Genomic DNA, 17296 nt, shown 5'->3' with positions numbered 1-17296 from the left:
TAGAATCCTAACGAATTCTAAATTTCCGACCCGATTTTGTGACATTCGCGCAACACCGGTTTTTGAAAGCAGCCTGCAGGGGAGGTGGGAACTGCATTCAGTGTTGAACCGTGAAGCCGGATGCGTATGGTCACTCATGCGAGCGGCTTCGGGCCGCACTGGTTTGATTACTTCGGACGTCCAACCTCCGGTCGGTAACAAACACAGAATTCATTCGCGGGGACAAAGGTACCGTTTGTTGGTGCCAATTGAATTGACTGATTTGGAGGTCAGATTATGAAACTCAAGAGCTTGATGCTCGGCGCAGCAGCCGTTGCTACCGCCACCACCGCACAGGCAGCCGATCTTCCGGTTGCTCCGGAGCCGGTTGACTACGTTCGCGTTTGCGATGCCTACGGTTCGAAATTCTACTACATCCCGGGCACCGAGACTTGCCTGCGTGTTGGTGGCCGCGTTCGTACGCAGATCACCATCAACAACTTCGCTTCCGACGTGGAAGACGGTTGGGGCGCACGTGGCGACAACGGCTACGACTGGGACACCGAAGGTTACCTGTACCTCGACGCACGCACAGCCACCGAATTCGGCACGCTGCGCGCATTCGTGACCCTCGAAGGCCAGGTCACCACCGGTGGCGCCGAGTCCTTCGACTTCGGCAGCACCTACATCCAGTGGGGCGGCCTGACCATGGGTTACCTCGGTTCGAACTTCGACATCTTCACTGGTCAGGTTTGGTCCGGTCCGATCACTCGTAACTGGTCTGATAACACCATCCAGCAGCTGGCTTACACCGCTGCCTTCGGCAACGGCTTCTCCTTCACGGCCGCTATCGAAGACGGTGCTGACCGCGCAACCGGTGCTTATGGCGGCACACGTATGCCTGACTTCGTCGCCGCTCTCGGCGTGTCGCAGGGCTGGGGTTCCGCACAGCTGTCCGGTGCTCTGCACCACGTTCGTCCGGCTGCTGTAGGCACCGACGAGCACCTCGGCTGGGCAATCGGCGCTGGCGTTGCAATCAACCTGGACATGCTGTCCTCCGGTTCCAACGTCTTCTTCCAGGCACAGTATGCTGACGGCGCACTGAGCTACATCGGCCAGAGCGGCGTGACCATCAACGGCGTGACGTCCACCAACAGCGACTATGTTGGCAACGACACTTCGACCGGTTACTCCCTCAGCGGTGGTATCTACTACCAGGCGACTTCCACGGTCGGCCTCGCACTCGATGGTTCCTACATGGACATCGACTACGGTGCGAACCCGGATCACGAGCGTTACGCAATCGACGGTTCCGTTCAGTGGTCCCCGGTTTCCGGCTTCACCATTGGTGGCGATCTGGGCTACAGCCACAACGACCTGTCCGGTGTTGGCGACTTCGACAACCTCGTCGCTCGTCTCCGCGTACAGCGCGACTTCTAATCAACCCTCACTCGAGGTTTGATGGGAAAACCCGGCGGAAACGCCGGGTTTTCTTTTTGTCTGGTGCCGGGAAAGAACCGGCATGAAGAAGGTCGTTTCCGGGCCGAAGCGCGTCCTGCAGTTTCGTCCGCGTCAAATGTCTTTCAGGAAAGAAGCGACCCGTTCGCAGGTCGCCCGATCCCAGAGAACAGGGGCATGTCCCTGTCCGGGGACCGTTTCGAGCTCCGCCTTCGGGTGTGAAGCCACCATGCGTTTGCAGGTTTCGGCGCTGAGCAGATCGGAATGCTCCCCATGCAGAATGAGAACGGGCCGGTCGGTCAGGTTTTCATAAAGATGCCAGAGGTCGGCGACCGGAGCGGCATCGTCGATGCTTGCCAGTTGATGCGCCAGCGCGGGATCGTAGTCCATGATCGCCTGTCCGTTCTGCTCGGTGGCGAGCTGGCCCGCGAGTTTCAGCCAGTCGGCGGCATGAAACGCGGGAAACTGGTTGCCGATGGTCCGTTCCAGATTGCCCGCGACAGCCACCAGGGAGTCTGCCTTCATGTTCCGGCCGAGTGTCGCCGCGATCCGGTGGATCGCCCGCATTTCGATATGCGGACCGACATCGTTGAGGATGACGGCGGCCATGCGCGAAGCAGGGTAGTGGCCGCCCATCACAAGCGCATGCAGTCCCCCCCTAGAAGTGCCGAGAAGGGCAAAACGGTCAAGCGCCAGATGCTCGATCGCGGCGTCGATGTCCTTTTCCTCTATCGGCAGGGCGTAGTTGCGCCAATCCGGATCCCAGTCACTGAGACCTCTGCCACGATAATCCAGTGCGATAACACGGTGTCCCCTGGATTGAAGAAGTCGGGCTATATCATTGAAATCACGAGTGTTACGTGAGAGTCCCGGCAAGCATAGAACCGGAATGCCAGGATGGGCCCGTCCGTCTTGAGGCACCTGCGCAGGCCATTCCCGACCGGTGAGGGCCAGGCCGTCCGGGCTCTGCCAGGTGAAGCAGAAATCGTTCGAAGATGAAGCGAGGTGGTCTTCGTCGAGCGGTTTTTGGGTCGCGGAAGTCATGGCTGTCTCCTGGAACGTTTCCATCCGATTGCTGTTTTCCTGCAAGATAGAGTTGTTGACGAAGGTCTGCCAATAGGAACTTCCCTTACGAATACCGGTCGATTTGCTCCGTTCCCCGAACATTGGTGCGACACCTTGAAGAAAAGTCCCAAAAGCAGGTCCGTAAATCCGCCGCAAGCATTGCTCCGGGTCGAGCAGATGAGTATGTTGCGCCTCCGTTGACGTTCACACTCCTTTCGCGCGCCGAAAGATCCAGATCCACCAAAAGGAAACCGAGATGTTCAAAGGCTCCATTCCAGCGCTGATTACCCCGTTCAAGGACGGAGCGCTTGAAGAGAAACGGTTTCAGGAGTTTGTGGACTGGCAGATTTCGGAAGGATCCAGTGGACTTGTGCCTGTCGGAACCACCGGAGAAAGCCCGACGCTGACCCATGCCGAACACAAGCGTGTCATTGAGCTTTGCATCGAAGCGGCCGCCGGACGGGTTCCGGTGATTGCGGGCGCCGGCTCCAACAACACGATCGAGGCGGTCGATTTTGCCCGTCATGCGGAAATGGCCGGCGCGGAAGCCCTCCTCTTGGTTACGCCCTATTACAACAAGCCGAACCAGGCCGGCCTCAAGGCGCATTTCAAGGCGGTCAACGATGCGGTCGGTATTCCGATTCTCATCTACAATATTCCGGGCCGGTCGATCATCGACATGACCCCGGAGACGATGGCCGAGCTTTTCGAAACATGCGCCAATATCAAGGGCGTCAAGGATGCGACCGCTGACATGGCAAAGGCGAGCCGTCAGCGGGAATTGTGCGGTCCGGATTTCCTCCAGTTGTCGGGTGAAGATATCTCCGCGCTCGCGTTCAATGCGCATGGGGGCGTCGGGTGTATTTCCGTCACGGCCAACGTCGCGCCGCGTCTGTGTGCGGAATTTCAGGCCGCGACACTGGCCGGAGATTTTACCAAGGCTCTGGACTATCAGGACCGGCTGGCGCCGCTTCATCGTGCATTGTTCCTTGAACCGAGCCCTGGCGGGGCCAAATATGCATTGTCCCTGCTGGGCAAGTGCGAGGAAGACCTGCGCCTGCCGCTGGTACCCGTCACCGAAGGGGCACGGGATGAAATCCGCGCCGCGATGGCCCATGCCGGTTTGATGAACTGACAACAAGAACATCTGGTGCGTGTGTCCGTGAGACAAGGCACCAGAAAGGAAAAACATGGCTCCGAAAAAAGGGGGCGATCCGGGACGGAAGATCATCTCCGACAACCGGAAGGCCCGGTTCAATTACGAGATCGAGGATACTCTTGAGGCCGGAATCGAGCTGAAGGGTACGGAAGTCAAGTCGCTCCGGACAGGCAAGGCGAACATCGCTGAATCCTATGCGGCCGAGCGCAATGGCGAGATCTGGATCTACAACGTCTATATCCCGGAGTACCTGCAGGCCAACCGCTTCAACCATGAACCGCGCCGGCCCCGCAAGTTGCTGCTGAACAAACGTGAAATCGGCAAGTTCGCCAGTGCCGTCCAGAAGGACGGCAAGACGATTGTCCCGCTCAAGCTGTATTTCAATGACAAGGGCCGCGCCAAGATGGAACTGGCTCTGGCCCGCGGGAAAAAGCTGCACGACAAGCGCGAAACCGAGAAAAAGCGCGACTGGCAGCGGGAGAAATCCCGTCTCATGAAGAACATGAGCTGAAACTCTTCGAGGTGAGGGGGCCGCGCAGCCCCGCATGTGGAGAACCTGTGCCCAACGTGTGTGCAGGTTGTGGATAAGGTGTGTAAAACCTGTGCGGGCGCATGCGCCGTCACGGCGGAACATCCTGTGCATGGCTTGTGAATACGCCTTAGCCGTGAAAGGAACTGGCCGTCAGTCCGGCCAGAATGAGGCGCTTGTGCTCGGGGATGGGCACGGGGCGACGGGTATCGCGGTCGACGTGGACATGGACGAAGCGGCCGTGGGCGGCGGTTTCGACCGCGTCGCCGGCAAACAATCCGACCTCGAAAATCACAGAGCTGGAGCCGAGTTTCCCGATCTTCAACCCGGCATGAACCTCTCCGGGAAACGTCAGTTCGGAGAAATAGGTGCAGCCGGTCTCAACCACCAGAAAGATCTCCGGGCTGTTGACCGGGTCCAGCAGGCCGTTTTCGACGTACCAGCTGTTCACGGCGGTGTCGAAGAAGCTCAAATACTGAACATTGTTGACGTGTCCATAGACATCCACATCCATCCACCGTGTGGGGATAACCTGAAACGTCGAGAATTCAGTCCGTTTTCCGGGAAGTGGGCGCGTGGCCTGTGGAATGTGTGTGGATTTCATAAGGCCGCCGTGTAGATTTCAAAGGCGTCCGCTTCGGTAATTTCTTTCGGGTTGTTGACCAGCAGCCGGGTCTGTTTCATCGCGTCGCTGGCCAGCTTCGGCAGATCCTTTTTGCCGATACCGACATCGCGCAAGCGGGTGTGGAGACCAAGGTTCCGCGACAGATCGGTCAGCATGGCGGCGAACACTTCGGCCCTGTCGGACCCGTCCGCGATGTTGGTGAGTTGCGGAAACACGGCAGGCGCGATCTCGGCGTATGTCGCGGCGGCCACGCTGTTGTTGAATGTGAGCACATGCGGCAGCACAAGGGCATTGGACAGGCCGTGAGGCACATGAAACGTGCCGCCGATCGGATACGCCAGTGCGTGGACGGCGGCCACCGGGGAATTGGCGAAAGCCATGCCGGCGAGCAGGGATCCGAGCAGCATGGCGCCTCTTGCGTCCGCGTCCCCGGGCGTGAAAACCGCTTTTTCGATATTGGCGCCCAGAAGGCGCAGCGCTTCCACCGCCAGGGTTCTGGAGACAGGATTGTTGTTGGCCGATCTGGATGCAAAGGCCTCGATGGCATGCACCATCGCGTCTATGCCCGTTGCTGCCGTGACCGGGGCCGGAAGGCCAAGGGTCAGCAAGGGATCGAGAACCGCAATATCCGGCAGCAGGAGCGGAGACACCACTCCGCGCTTTTCCTCTTCTCCCACGGTGATGATCGAAATCGGAGTGACTTCGGAACCGGTACCTGCCGTCGTCGGCACGAGGATCAGCGGCAGGCGCGGACCTTTTGCGTTACCGATCCCCCAGGCGTCGTCGAGGTCTTCACCGCTGCCCAGAACAAGGGCGACCAGTTTTGCGACGTCGAGCGACGAACCGCCGCCGAAGCCGATAACCGACGTTGCCCCGTGTTGGCGCGCGGCGTCCACGGCCGCATCGACCAATGCCCGGGGCGGGTCGGCCGCGACGTCGGCAAACCGGGACAGCAGGTGTCCTGCCTGTCGAAGTGCCGCTTCGCACGGCCCCTGCAGATCAAGCCCGATAATCCCCGGGTCGGTGACGAGAAAGGGGCGGGGGCCGAGAAAGGAGGCCGCATGTGCGTCGAGTTTTGCCGCCGATCCGGTCTCGAAAACAATTCGCTGGCTTGTGTTGAAGGTGAAAGCTCCGATCATCCGTCCCCCCGGGTGCTGATATCCTCGCAGAGTGCACTCTCAACGGCATCGCGTCGAGAGCCAGGTGATCGGTTTGGCTCTGTTTCCCCGAAGCCCTGCTGAAGCCGGTTCCCGGCTCGCCCGGGAACCCGTTTGCTGGGGGGATGCTAGAGCTTGCGCGAACCGAACTTGTTCGACCTCGGGAAGCCTGTCGGCGGCAGGCGTCCGGCATTGCCGCGTTCGCCGCACCATTCGGCCATGTCTGCCATCGTGCGGGTGAAGCTGCGTCCGGAGCTGTCGCTCCAGGTCAGTCCATCCTCGCCCTTGAAGACACGCAGGTCGGAAATCAATCCGTCCCGGTAGCGTTGCAGCCGGACGCCGCGTCCGCGGCCCATCTGCGGGACTTGCGCCAGCGGGAAAATCAGGAGCTTGCGATTCTCGCCGATGATGGCCACCTGGTCTCCGGCAGCCTCGACGCAGAGCGCAGCTTCCGACGGGGCGGCCAGGTTGAGGACCTGCTTGCCTTTTCGGGTGTTGGCGATGACATCGTCTTCGGACACCACAAACCCGCGCGCCTCCGTGCTGGCCAGAAGCAGCGTGCGGCCCGGCTTGTGGACGAAGGCGCTGACCACGTCCTGTGCCTCGTCCATTTCCACCATCAGGCGGATCGGTTCGCCGTGTCCCCGGCCGCCCGGCAGCCGATCGGCGCCAAGAGTGAAAAACTTGCCGCCCGAGGAAAACAGCAGGATCTTGTCGGTCGTTTCCGCAGTGAAGGCCAGTTTCAGCTTGTCGCCCTGCTTGAAGGACTGTCCGGAAAGATCGCTCTGGTGTCCCTTCAAGGCCCGGATCCAGCCTTTCTCGGAGATGATGACGGTGATCGGTTCCCGCTCGATCATGGCCTGCTGAATATCTATCAGATCGGCTTCGGGTGCTTCCGACTTGTCGGTCCGGCGGCGGCCGATATCGGTCTCCGGACCGTAGACCTTGCAGATTTCGGCGATTTCCTTGGAAATCACGGTCCATTGGCGGGTGTCCGAATCGAGCAGCTTGATCAGCCCGTCTTTTTCCAGCGAGAGTTTCTCGTGCTCCTTGCGGATTTCCATCTCTTCAAGCTTGCGCAGGGACCGCAGGCGCATGTTCAAGATGGCCTCCGCCTGCACGTCGGTCAGTTCGAATGTCCTGATCAGGGACGCCTTGGCATCGTCCTCTTCGCGGATGATGCGGATGACCTCATCCAGGTTCAGATAGGCGACTAGATAGCCTGCCAGAACCTCGAGCCGGTGGTTGATCTGGCCCAGCCGGTATTCGGACCGGCGGATCAGCACGTCCTTGCGGTGGTCGAGCCACTCGCGCAGCACCTGCTTGAGACCCATGACCATCGGCACCTTGCCCATGGACAGGACATTCATGTTCAGTGAGAACCGGTTTTCCAGATCCGTCAGCTTGAACAGGGATTCCATCAGCAGATTGGCGTCGACATTGCGCGAGCGCGGAACCAGAACGACACGGATGTCTTCGGCCGATTCATCGCGGATGTCGTCGAGCAGGGGCAGTTTGCGGGCCGTCAGGAGTTCGGCGATCTTTTCGATCAGGCGCGACTTCTGGACCTGATACGGGATTTCGGTGACGACGATGGCCCATTGGCCGCGGCCGAGATCCTCGACTTCCCAGCGCGCGCGGACGCGGAAGCTGCCCCGACCCGTGGCATAGGCTTCGCGGATCGACCCCTGGTCGGACACCAGCAGACCGCCGGTCGGAAAATCCGGCCCCTTGATGTAGTCCAGAAGTTCGTCGACTTCCGCATTCGGATTCTTGATCAGGTGCAGGCTGGCCTGGCACAGCTCATAGGCATTGTGCGGCGGAATGGATGTCGCCATGCCGACGGCAATGCCCGACGAACCGTTGCCCAGCAGATTGGGAAACCCGCCCGGCAGGACGATCGGTTCCTTGTCCTCGCCGTCATAGGTTTCCCGGAAGTCGACCGCGTTTTCGTCCAGACCGTCCAGCAGCCGCTTGGCGGTGTCGGTCATGCGCGCTTCGGTGTAGCGCATGGCCGCCGCGTTATCGCCGTCGACATTGCCGAAATTGCCCTGGCCGTCGATGAGCGGATAGCGCTGCGCGAAACTCTGGGCAAGACGGACCAGAGCATCGTAGACGGCCTGGTCGCCATGGGGATGGTATTTACCGATGACGTCGCCGACGACACGCGCACATTTCTTGAACCCGGAACCGGGATCGAGCTTGAGCAGGCGCATGGCGTAAAGCAGGCGGCGGTGAACCGGTTTCAGCCCGTCGCGCACATCCGGCAGGGCCCGGTGCATGATCGTCGACAGGGCATAGGCCAGATAGCGCTCTTCAAGCGCTTCCTTCAGGTTGATGGCTTCTGCGCCGCCTGGCGGTGGTGTCGTCTCTTTTCCCATATTTGCTTGCTAGCCGTTTCGGGGACCCGGCGCAATTCACCAGGTCCGGTTCATGGCGGCAATTGGCGGATTTTCAACGGAAATCGCCGCCACTGTGGGCGAATTTCCCGTGCCGATGCATGAAGGACAGGGCGATCCGGCTAAATCACGTCCATTCCGGCCGTCTGTCCCGAGTGGAGAATGGCCTGAAGCGGGGCGGCCAGATCGCCCATCAGCTCCGCCCAATGGCCGAAACGCCCGGTCTGCAGGACGCGAGCCGAAGGGTACCAGGTTGCCGCGCCGTTGCTTGAGTGCCAGTACCAGGGAGGAGCCGGCTGCGTCAGAAGGGCGGTGGGTCGGCCCATGGCCCCGGCGACATGGGTGGGCAGACCATCCGGTCCAACCAGCAGGTCGACCTCGGCGAGCAGGGCGGTCAGGTCGCCCAGTGACTTGAAATGCGTGCCCGCGTCGATGATGGACGGCCAGTCTGAAAGCTGATGGCGGGACTCGTCCCACATGGCACTGACAAGAGTTCCTTTGAAGCCATTTTCCTGTGCAATTACGGTCCTGTAGTCGTCCAGAAGGAGACCGGGACGGTTGGCGTTCCAGGACAGCGCGACAAGAGGGCGGGGCAGTTCTTTCAGCGCCTCGCGCCAAGTCCGTCGGCTGTCGGCATTTGCCCCGATGTAAGGGCACCATTGTCGCATCGTGCGGAATGTTTCCGGAGCAAGGGCGAGAGACGCCGTCAGCTGAACCGGAGGTTCGGAAGCGGCCAGCGCCTCGCGCCCGGCAACACTGTCGATCTCAACAAAGGAGAATTCGCCGGCGAGATCGGCAACTGGAGCCAGATGGGCGGCGCCAAAAATTCTCCGTTGCAACGACCCGGGCCGCTGCCCGCGCGCGAACCGCATCAACACCAGCACGTCCAGACTGGACAGCGTCGGATCGAGAAGAACATCGTGTTGCCCAAGCGCCTCCAGAAGGAGATCTGTATCAGCCGATTTCGCAGCGTCTTCCGGGGCATGGAGGCGTTGGATCATCTCGGACACGGGAAGGGTTCGCGCGAGATCCTCAAGCTGATCCGACGCCAGTAGGCAGTCGCGCAGAACATTCAGCGCATGGTGCCGGTCGGGGGCATTGAACGGTGCGGTTTCATCCAGAAACGGACGGAGCAGTTCGCGCGCTTTGACCAGATGGCCGAGACTGCGATACGTGATGGCGAGGGAAATCACCGCAGCCGTCTTGTCCGGGTGTTTCCTGATCTGTTGCAGGTAATCGGAAAGCACCTGAGTGGTGTCGCCGCGCAAGGCCTCAATACCGATGAGGAGGCGCCAACCTTCGAGAAGGCCGGGAAAGCGGACCGTCAGTCGTTTTGCCAGCACCCGGGCTTCTCTAGCAAGGCCGAGGGCCACCTGGGTTTCGGCAAGAAACAGCAGGATCAGCGGATCGGTCGGCAAGCGCAAATGCGCGGCCTCCAGATGAGGCAGCGCTTTTTCGTGGTCTCCCAGTTGCGCGAGTATACGCCCCAGCCTGGCCTGGAACCGGGCATTGCCCGGCTCCTGGGCGAGCGCGTCCTGTGCCAGTTGCAAGGCTGCCCGGCTTTGGCTCAGGGTCGTGAAAAGACCTGCCAGAGCCGACAGGAGCGCCGGATCGCCGGGGTTGCATTCCAGCGCCGCGCGCAACACCCGCTCAGCCTGTCCAGGGGCGTCTTCCCGCATCAGAAGTTCTGCGCGCAACACGCAAGACTGGACGTCGCCTGGTGCCAGCTCAAGGGTTTCTACGACGAGATCCCGCGCCTGATCGACCCTGTCTCGGGCCAGAAACACGCTTGCAAGCAGGTTGCGCGCCGAGATGTCGGCCCTGTCGCGCTCGAGCACTTCCGTCAGAAGCTTTATCGCCTGATCGGGCGCGCCTTCCTCCAGCCGGATTTCGGCCAGCGCGGTGAGCGCTCGCCCGTGTCCGGGCGCGATGTCCAGGATACCTTCCAGAAGGGCGGTCGCGCTCGCCCGGTCGCCGGATACCTTGTGTTGCGCTGCCGCCTCCAGGCGGTCTTTTACGGACATCATGTGGTGGTTTATCCAGTTCGGCGAAAGTGGTTTTGAGACGGCGTCCGGTTAACCGATGCTCACCCTTTCGCCATCCAGACGCACATCCTGCTTGGCGTTGATGAGGGAAATCTCGCTGTTTTGAAGCGAGACACCGTCTGTCTTGTGAACGAGCGTACCTGCGGTTACGGATTCGGTCTTCTCGATCCTGGCCGAGCGGGTCTCGGCTCTCAGGGTCACGCTGCGCACGGAACTGAACTTGTCGACGATTGCCTCCACAACCTGCTTGGCGTGCAGGGTGACGGAGCCGGCGGACTGAACGATGGTCTTCGCCAGAATGCCGAGGCTGGTGGCCTTGAAATTCAGTTCGTTCGCTGACAATTCAAGTCCGTCTTCAGCAGACAGGCGCAGCGACGTGGCATCCGGAACGCCGAGTTCGGGAATGCGGCTCTCGTCACCGCGCACCAGCACGGCCAGAACGAACGCTTCGGTGCCTGCACTATAAACCAGGACCCGGTCGCCCACGGCGGGCGCCAGCAGGCAGCTTCCGGCCTGGCGCGCGAACAGGTCCTGGCCGTCTTGCGTCCTGAGCGACAGGTCCGTCTTCGACAGCATCAGCGACACGGTGGCCGTTACCAGACTGCCACCGTCGGGGGCGCCCTGCTTCTGCTTGCTGTATACCTGCTCCCGTTTCGTTTCCTTGGTCATTTGTTGTGATCCTCAATGGGGTCATTCTGTCAATCAGGTGAAAACGGCCAAATTGCCCATGTTGACCAGAACGTTGCTGTTCCGCAGGTCGATCGTGTTCCTTATCAAGACGGTGTTGTTGTTGGTGACCTGGACAGGCCGGTTTTCCAGTGCGGTCACCGAATTATCGAGTTCAACCTGCTTGCTGCCCACGGCCATGAGTTTGGAGCTGATTTCGGCCAGGGAGTTTTCTATCGTCATATCCTTTGCCTTCAGATCGGTAACTGTTTTTGAGAATCCGAACTGGGTCACGCCGACGGACAGGAGCGTGTAGGAAAACGCGGCCGAAAGATTGGCCGTGAAATAAATGCCGACACTGACAGTCACCCCGCCCGACAGGTTGCCGGCAAAGACGCCACCGACACTGACGGACTGCTGGCTCCCCAGAGTGATGAATGTTTTCGTGCCGTAGGTAATGGCAACCGTGTCGCCGTGATTGATTGTGAAGCTGTCCTTGGAGGTTTCCGTGAAATCGTTTCCTAGGAGGTTGGTCGTTCTCTGCTTGGCAGTTTCATTGATCTCACCTTCCGTGCCGGCATCAATGTTGATGTCGTTTCCGGCCTTCCCGCCGGATTTTATCGTCACCGCATCGCCGCTTTCAACATGGAGTGCGCCGCCACAGTTGACGTACATTTCCTTGCCGGCCTTGACCAGCGCGACGCCGTCACAGGCCAGCAGGATGCCGCCAAGAACATTTCCCGAGCCGTCCTTGCCGGACGCCAGCGTGTAGATCGTCGCGATATTGGCTGTATTGTCTGCGACGAATTGTGACGGATAGAACAACTTTGCAGTGGCGTCGTCGTCGGCAGCTGTCTCATTGTCGCAATAGCTGCCAAGCCGCAGCATCGCGCCGGGGGTGCTGCTTGAACCACCCACTGTCGGCACGAACAGGTACGCGCTGTTGTCAGTCGTATCGAGATCCACGTCGCTATTTGTAGCCATTTCAACAGTCCCTTTTTCCAGACTTCGCCCTGTATCCCACCGTAATTGCCCGCCCTAGTCCTTCCGGTCTCCTGCCCTAGGGGCTTGGGTTCAACATCCGGATCTGGGAAGGCACGACCGTGTTTCCGACGGAATTCGGCACGTTGCCGTTCTGGCCCGTCGGATCCATCAGGGCACGTGTTGCCGGAGCCACCTGAAGGATGAGTTTCGTCGAGCCTTTGAGGCTCCTGGAGGAGGAGCAGACCTGGCCCGAAACAGCGCCCGGACCGGGCCCGCTGATGGTGACGGGGGTCTGGTCCATCACGGTATGCGGCGGCATGCATTGCACCAGCACGCGTGTGCACTTTGGTATTTCCGTCGCACGCATTCCGGTGCTCAGGAGGGGAACGGGAACAGGACCGGCCGGTGTCGTCTGCAGATAGACGTCCGGGACGGCGAGATCCATTCCCGGCAGAGGGCCCTGGGAATTCACGAAAGGCATGATCTGTCCTCTTCTTGATGACCGGGCATCGCAGTCGTCGACGTGATGCGTTGCAGGACCGGGTGTGAAGATCCGGCTGTAAGAGTATGGGTACGTGTCACTTTTGCCATATCCTCTATCCCGAAATTCCGCCTCAAGGCGCATTCTGTCTGCCGTCTTCGTCGTCCAGCAGCACCTGTCGGGGCGCATAGGCTTCCGCAACCAGCAAATTCTCGTCGGTGCCCAGTATGCTGCCGTACGTGCCGCTGAGGAGCGCAGCATCGGTTTTGGCGGCATGCATCTTGGTGTTTGCAAACACGGCCGCTCCAAGATTGGCGGCCGCCAGGTTGGCGTGGGAAAAGTCCGCCTGGCGCAGATCGCTGTGTTCAAAGCGGGCGGCACGGCAATCCGTGTCCTGAAGCACTGCCGACCACATGTGCGAACCGGTGAAATCGGCCCCCGTCATGCTGGATCCCGAAAAGCCGGCCATGACAAGGTTGCTGCCACTGAAATTGGTGCCGTCGAGGGCGCAGCCGTTGAAGGCAGCCAACTTCGCTCCGCTTCTTGACAGGTCGGCCTTGGTCAGATCGCAGGCGATGAACATGGATTGCTGCAGCACGGATCCGCTGAGATTGGCGCCTGCGAACTGGCCCTTGTTGAAGGTGCATCGCTGAAATGTCTGGCCGGAAAGGTCCTTGCCGGACAGATCCGCATCCGCAAACACGGCGGTGTCGATTGTTGCATTTGTCAGATTGACTTCCCGCAGATCCGCTCCGGTCATGATGAAATTGGTCAAGGTCGCGTTTTCAATCGAGATCCCACCGATGCCGCAATCCAGAACGGCGCAACGGTCCGCCGTGGCCGCACCCAGGTCCGCACCGGAGAGGTCGGATTGCGCCATGCCCGTCTGGTTGAGAGACGCCCCGCGCAAGCCGAGCTTGTCCGTCTTGCACTCGATGAATTGCGCATTGTCCAGAGCGCAGCCGTCAAAACGAGCGGAACTCAGCACGCATCTGATGAATTGCGTCGAGATGAGCTGCGCGGAGGAAAACGTGCAGCCGGACAGGTCGCAGGACACGAACTGGGCGTTCAAGAGGCAGCTGTTTGAAAAGTCGGATCCCGACAGATCGCACTCAATCCAGATGGCTCCGGTAAAATCCTGTCCGGTCAGCGTTTCCCTTTGCGCGTGCTTCAGAAGCACAGGCTGGGAATGCGCGAAATGGTCCATCATGTCCGCAACGGAAATGAATTGGGTCTCCCGTTTCTCTGCGCTCAAACTCATCTCCTTTCTCTTTGGACCGTTCTTCGTTGGTCCATTGTGCCGGTCTGCTACTGCGCGGCCACTTGCACTGCCTGGTTCATGGCGGTCCCGCCCAGATTCGCATGCGACAGGTCGCAACTGGCCAGCCTGGAATCCATCAGGTCGGCACCGAACAGGCTGGCGTGCCGCATCGATGCCTGTCGCAGATCCGACTGGCTGAGCGACGCGGCGAAGAAATCCGCGGCGCAGAAGTCGCTGTACCTGAGGTCCGATTGCATGAACCGGGCTTTCCTGAACGACGCAGTGCGTCCATCCACCGACTGCATGTTACACCCGATAAACAGGCAGGACTGGCAGCTCGCCTTCAGATAAAGGCTCTCCTCCAGTTTCGCGCCGTTCCAGCAGGTGTCGGTGGCCGTAACAGCCTCGAACCGGGCACGAGAGAGATCGCAGCCGCCCTGGAAGCCGGTCTCGTGAAGCTCGGCGGAGGTGAAATTGGAGTCGGCTGCCGAGACGTTCGTGAAGGCCGCCCGGTTGAACCGGCTCCCGGTAAAAACCGATCGGGTCATCGGCACGTCGATGAAAACGACCGTATCGAGGGTCGACCCCGACAGATCCAGCCCGACCGCGGATCCCTGGGCTACCTTTACCTGTTCCAGCCGGCTTTCCTTCAGGATGGTGCCGTCCAGCGTGCACTCCAGGAAGGTGACATCGATGAGCCTTGCGTTGTCTGCGACCATGCCGCTGAGGTCGGCCCCGATCAGCAGGCAATTGGACAACGCAGCATCGCCCAGATTTGCATGCGTCAGCTTTGCTGCGCTGAAGTTGGAGCCACCAAGGTTGCTCGACCTGAAATCGGCACCTTCCAGATTGGCGGAGGTGAACACCGCACCGTCCAGGCGGCAACCTTTGAAGCATGCGCCGGTCAGATCGGCCTGTTCGAAAAACGTTCCGGACAGGTCACGGTTGGAGAAATCAAGTCCGCGCAGACTGAGGCCGGCAAGGTCGGCGCCCTTGAAATCATGCCCCTCGGCCAGTTTCTCCGCGACCAGTTTGCCAGCTGAAAGCGCGACGGCGGGCAACATTGCTTCCTGCGGAAACATCGCCTGTGGCGACATCTGCCGTCCTGTGGTCAGTGTTTCAGCGAGTCTCGGCTCAAGCTCGTCGAGCGTGGATTTCATCTCCTCGTTGACCTGTTCGAAACGGTCGCCAATCGGCATGTGGGCGTCTTCCACTTCAGGAAGATCCATAGCCTCCAGTTTGCTCATCACGCCAGCCAGAGGCTGGTCTTCCATGCCAGGCTCGATCAGATGAGGGAACTGCGCGCGAAGAAGGGCCTCTGTCGGACCAAGCGCTTGCGCGAGCTCGTCCGCGGCAGCTTCTGTCCCGAGTTTGGATGACTGCCCGGCTTTTGAAAGGGCTGCGAAAAAATCAACTTTCTCCGGGTCTTCCAAGCCGGGGGATCCATCTGGCAAGGGCGCAAGATTCAGTTCATTCCGTGTGTCACCGGACAAGGCGGACATCGGATCAAGCAACGAAGAGGGCACGGCCTGCGTGTCCAGCTCGAGTTCGCCCAGCTGCCGGCGTATCGGATAAAGCAGTGAGCCTTCCGGACGCCGCAGAGCGCGGGCGCAGGCGAGCTCGTGCTGTTCGGTCTCGTCAGCCTGACCGTGCTGCGCAAGGTTGTCGATCTTGTCGAGCGCTTCCTGAAGTTTTGCCTGTGCCTCGGCTGAGCGGTCGTTGACCTTCTCCGGGTCGATATTGTCGGCAAAGGTCTGCTTCAGGGAGACAGGCATGTCGGCCAGCGCATTCAACCCCGGCTCCAGAGCTGGATCTGCGGAAACATTCGCGGCGGCGATCTGTTCGTCGCTGGCAAAAGGGCGCCCGTCCATCAGGTCCCGGATCTCCAGGGGCGCAGCAGCAACGGCGTCACGCCGCAACAGCTCTGCACGCGCCATCTCCTGATCCGCCTTGAGGGTCAATTCCTTTTCCAGTCGTTCGACATCCTCGATCATCTCGGCAATATCGAAATCCCCGCTGGCGAACTCCTCCGGTGTCGGCAATCCGATCATGGGAATGTCCGCTCCGCGATCCGGATCGGCGGGAGGCAGGATGTCGGTGGGCACGCCGGCCTCGTCCAGCTTCTTCCGGACCATCCAGTCGGAATCCGCCAGGAACTTGCGCCGCTCCTGGATGGCGCGGTCCATGCGTTCCTGCCGTTTGCCGACCAGGATCGCGGGGTCGGTCTCCGGCATCAGCTGGTGGTCGGACAGGGCATGCTTGTAGGCCTGTTCGGGGTCCGTGCGCAGCTGGAACACATGCTGGTAATAGTCGGCGGGACGCGGTGCCGCATCGCTGTGTTCGACAGCAAAAAGCACGGCGCCGATGTCCTCGCCGAGCCGGTCGGTGCTTTTCACAAGTCCGCGAAAGGCCATCACGGCCTTGCCGACATTCGGAAAAACGGTTGCGGTGTCGCAGACCATGCTGGTCTCGGTCAGGCTGCCATCGGTCTTGCGCTGGATGAAGGCACGCACGCGAAAACCCGGCAGGACGCCTCCGACCGGCTGACCGGACCGGCACATGCCGGTGACGGAAAAGGTTTCTCCCCCCTTCAGGAAACCGTCGAAACGCTGATCGGCAGGGGCGTCGCAGTTGAACAGGGGATTGAAGTCATCCGGCCTGAGCGGCGACACATGGTCGACCCAGTGCTTGTCGAAGGTGCCCGCAAGCTTGAGCCTGTCCGGATTGTCAGGCCCGATCGGACCGAAATGGGCCGGATGGGGTGTGTCGCCGGGCGACAGGATCAGCGCAGCGCCGTTCTCGATGTTGGGCAACGGCGCGTCAATGCCCGCCTCGACCAGTTTAAGCGCTCCGAACCCCTTGCCCTTCGGGTTCATCGGGAAGCCTTCGCCGCCGAATGCATGGATTTCGCTGATGGGCATCTTGTCAAAGGGCTCGGGACCGACGATCTCGATGCCCTGGTCGGTGAGACGCCAGAAACGGTCGCCGAACACTGCCAGACGCTTGACCTTGTCCCCGAGCCTTGCGGTGACCTTCAGACCCGTGACCGGCTGATGATGGGGCGCGAGCGCGTGACCGGCGACAATCATCTCCGCCCTTGGCTTGAGCTGGCCCTTGTCGAAGATACCGCCATCGGGCATCTGTTCGACCACCATCGGCCAGAGCGCCTGTTCCGTGTACAACTCAAAAGGACGGGCAACATCGAAGAGCAGGAATGCCGAGGCTGTCAGGACGCTTCCGCCTTCGACAACCTGGGTGTGCAACGATGAGGAGATCCTGGACGGTTTGATGATTGCAGGCACTTTCACTCCCGTCCCGGTATTCTGATGCGCTTGAGCTGATTGAAATCAGTACCGCAACATCAGCTGCGTCTAAGACAGTTTATCTTCTTGAATTCGCCGTCGAATTGAACCTGACAAAATATGACATGACGACCCGGTGACGGTGAATGTAGGATTGCAGACCGTCCGGTGCAATACAAGAAGTGG

The 17296-nt window shown here is 60.4% G+C and carries 13 protein-coding genes; 3 read left to right on the top strand and 10 right to left on the bottom strand.

What is annotated here, in order from left to right; all coding sequences use genetic code 11:
- Positions 1-276: 276 nt before the first annotated feature.
- Positions 277-1419, top strand: a complete 1143-nt coding sequence (locus AC0VX3_RS18640) for a porin (protein ID WP_475521762.1) — start codon at positions 277-279, stop codon at positions 1417-1419.
- Positions 1420-1551: 132 nt separating this feature from the next.
- On the opposite strand, the gene AC0VX3_RS18635 is transcribed toward AC0VX3_RS18640, so the two are convergent.
- A complete protein-coding gene (locus AC0VX3_RS18635) occupies positions 1552-2481 on the bottom strand; it encodes an alpha/beta fold hydrolase (RefSeq protein ID WP_475521761.1) in 930 nt (309 codons plus the stop codon).
- 277 nt (positions 2482-2758) lie between these two features.
- On the opposite strand from AC0VX3_RS18635, the gene dapA reads away from it, so the two are divergent.
- Complete coding sequence (gene dapA, locus AC0VX3_RS18630) at positions 2759-3637, top strand: 4-hydroxy-tetrahydrodipicolinate synthase (RefSeq protein WP_475521760.1); 879 nt, start codon at positions 2759-2761, stop codon at positions 3635-3637.
- A gap of 55 nt (positions 3638-3692) precedes the next feature.
- On the top strand, positions 3693-4172 hold the full coding sequence (gene smpB / locus AC0VX3_RS18625; RefSeq protein ID WP_342894029.1) for an SsrA-binding protein SmpB: 480 nt from the start codon (positions 3693-3695) through the stop codon (positions 4170-4172).
- 148 nt (positions 4173-4320) lie between these two features.
- On the opposite strand, the gene AC0VX3_RS18620 is transcribed toward smpB, so the two are convergent.
- The 9 genes from AC0VX3_RS18620 to AC0VX3_RS18580 all read right to left on the bottom strand — a co-directional run bounded on the left by AC0VX3_RS18620 (position 4321) and on the right by AC0VX3_RS18580 (position 17110).
- On the bottom strand, positions 4321-4794 hold the full coding sequence (locus AC0VX3_RS18620; protein WP_475521759.1) for an acyl-CoA thioesterase: 474 nt from the start codon (positions 4792-4794) through the stop codon (positions 4321-4323).
- A complete protein-coding gene (locus AC0VX3_RS18615) occupies positions 4791-5954 on the bottom strand; it encodes an iron-containing alcohol dehydrogenase (protein ID WP_475521758.1) in 1164 nt (387 codons plus the stop codon). Before AC0VX3_RS18615 ends, AC0VX3_RS18620 begins: the two co-directional genes overlap by 4 nt.
- Before the next feature lie 146 nt (positions 5955-6100).
- Entirely contained in the window at positions 6101-8353 is a 2253-nt protein-coding gene (gene parC / locus AC0VX3_RS18610; RefSeq protein WP_475521757.1) for a DNA topoisomerase IV subunit A, read from the bottom strand.
- A gap of 140 nt (positions 8354-8493) precedes the next feature.
- Positions 8494-10398: a tetratricopeptide repeat protein gene (locus AC0VX3_RS18605; RefSeq protein WP_475521756.1), complete on the bottom strand. Its 1905-nt coding sequence runs from the start codon at positions 10396-10398 to the stop codon at positions 8494-8496.
- Positions 10399-10446: 48 nt separating this feature from the next.
- The gene (locus AC0VX3_RS18600; protein WP_475521755.1) at positions 10447-11085 is read right to left on the bottom strand and encodes a DUF3540 domain-containing protein; all 639 of its coding nucleotides are present in this window, start codon (positions 11083-11085) and stop codon (positions 10447-10449) included.
- A gap of 33 nt (positions 11086-11118) precedes the next feature.
- Positions 11119-12066: a hypothetical protein gene (locus tag AC0VX3_RS18595; RefSeq protein WP_475521754.1), complete on the bottom strand. Its 948-nt coding sequence runs from the start codon at positions 12064-12066 to the stop codon at positions 11119-11121.
- Positions 12067-12142: 76 nt separating this feature from the next.
- Positions 12143-12547, bottom strand: coding sequence for a PAAR-like domain-containing protein (locus AC0VX3_RS18590; RefSeq protein WP_475521753.1), 405 nt, complete (start codon positions 12545-12547; stop codon positions 12143-12145).
- Positions 12548-12680: 133 nt separating this feature from the next.
- Entirely contained in the window at positions 12681-13808 is a 1128-nt protein-coding gene (locus AC0VX3_RS18585) for a pentapeptide repeat-containing protein (RefSeq protein WP_475521752.1), read from the bottom strand.
- 47 nt (positions 13809-13855) lie between these two features.
- The gene (locus AC0VX3_RS18580) at positions 13856-17110 is read right to left on the bottom strand and encodes a DUF2169 family type VI secretion system accessory protein (RefSeq protein WP_475521751.1); all 3255 of its coding nucleotides are present in this window, start codon (positions 17108-17110) and stop codon (positions 13856-13858) included.
- Between the last annotated feature and the right edge of the window lie 186 nt (positions 17111-17296).

Source organism: Roseibium sp. QJM3NY_11, from assembly GCF_056173175.1.
Note: the sequence above shows the minus strand (reverse complement) of the source record. Positions and strands in the feature narration are given on the sequence as shown.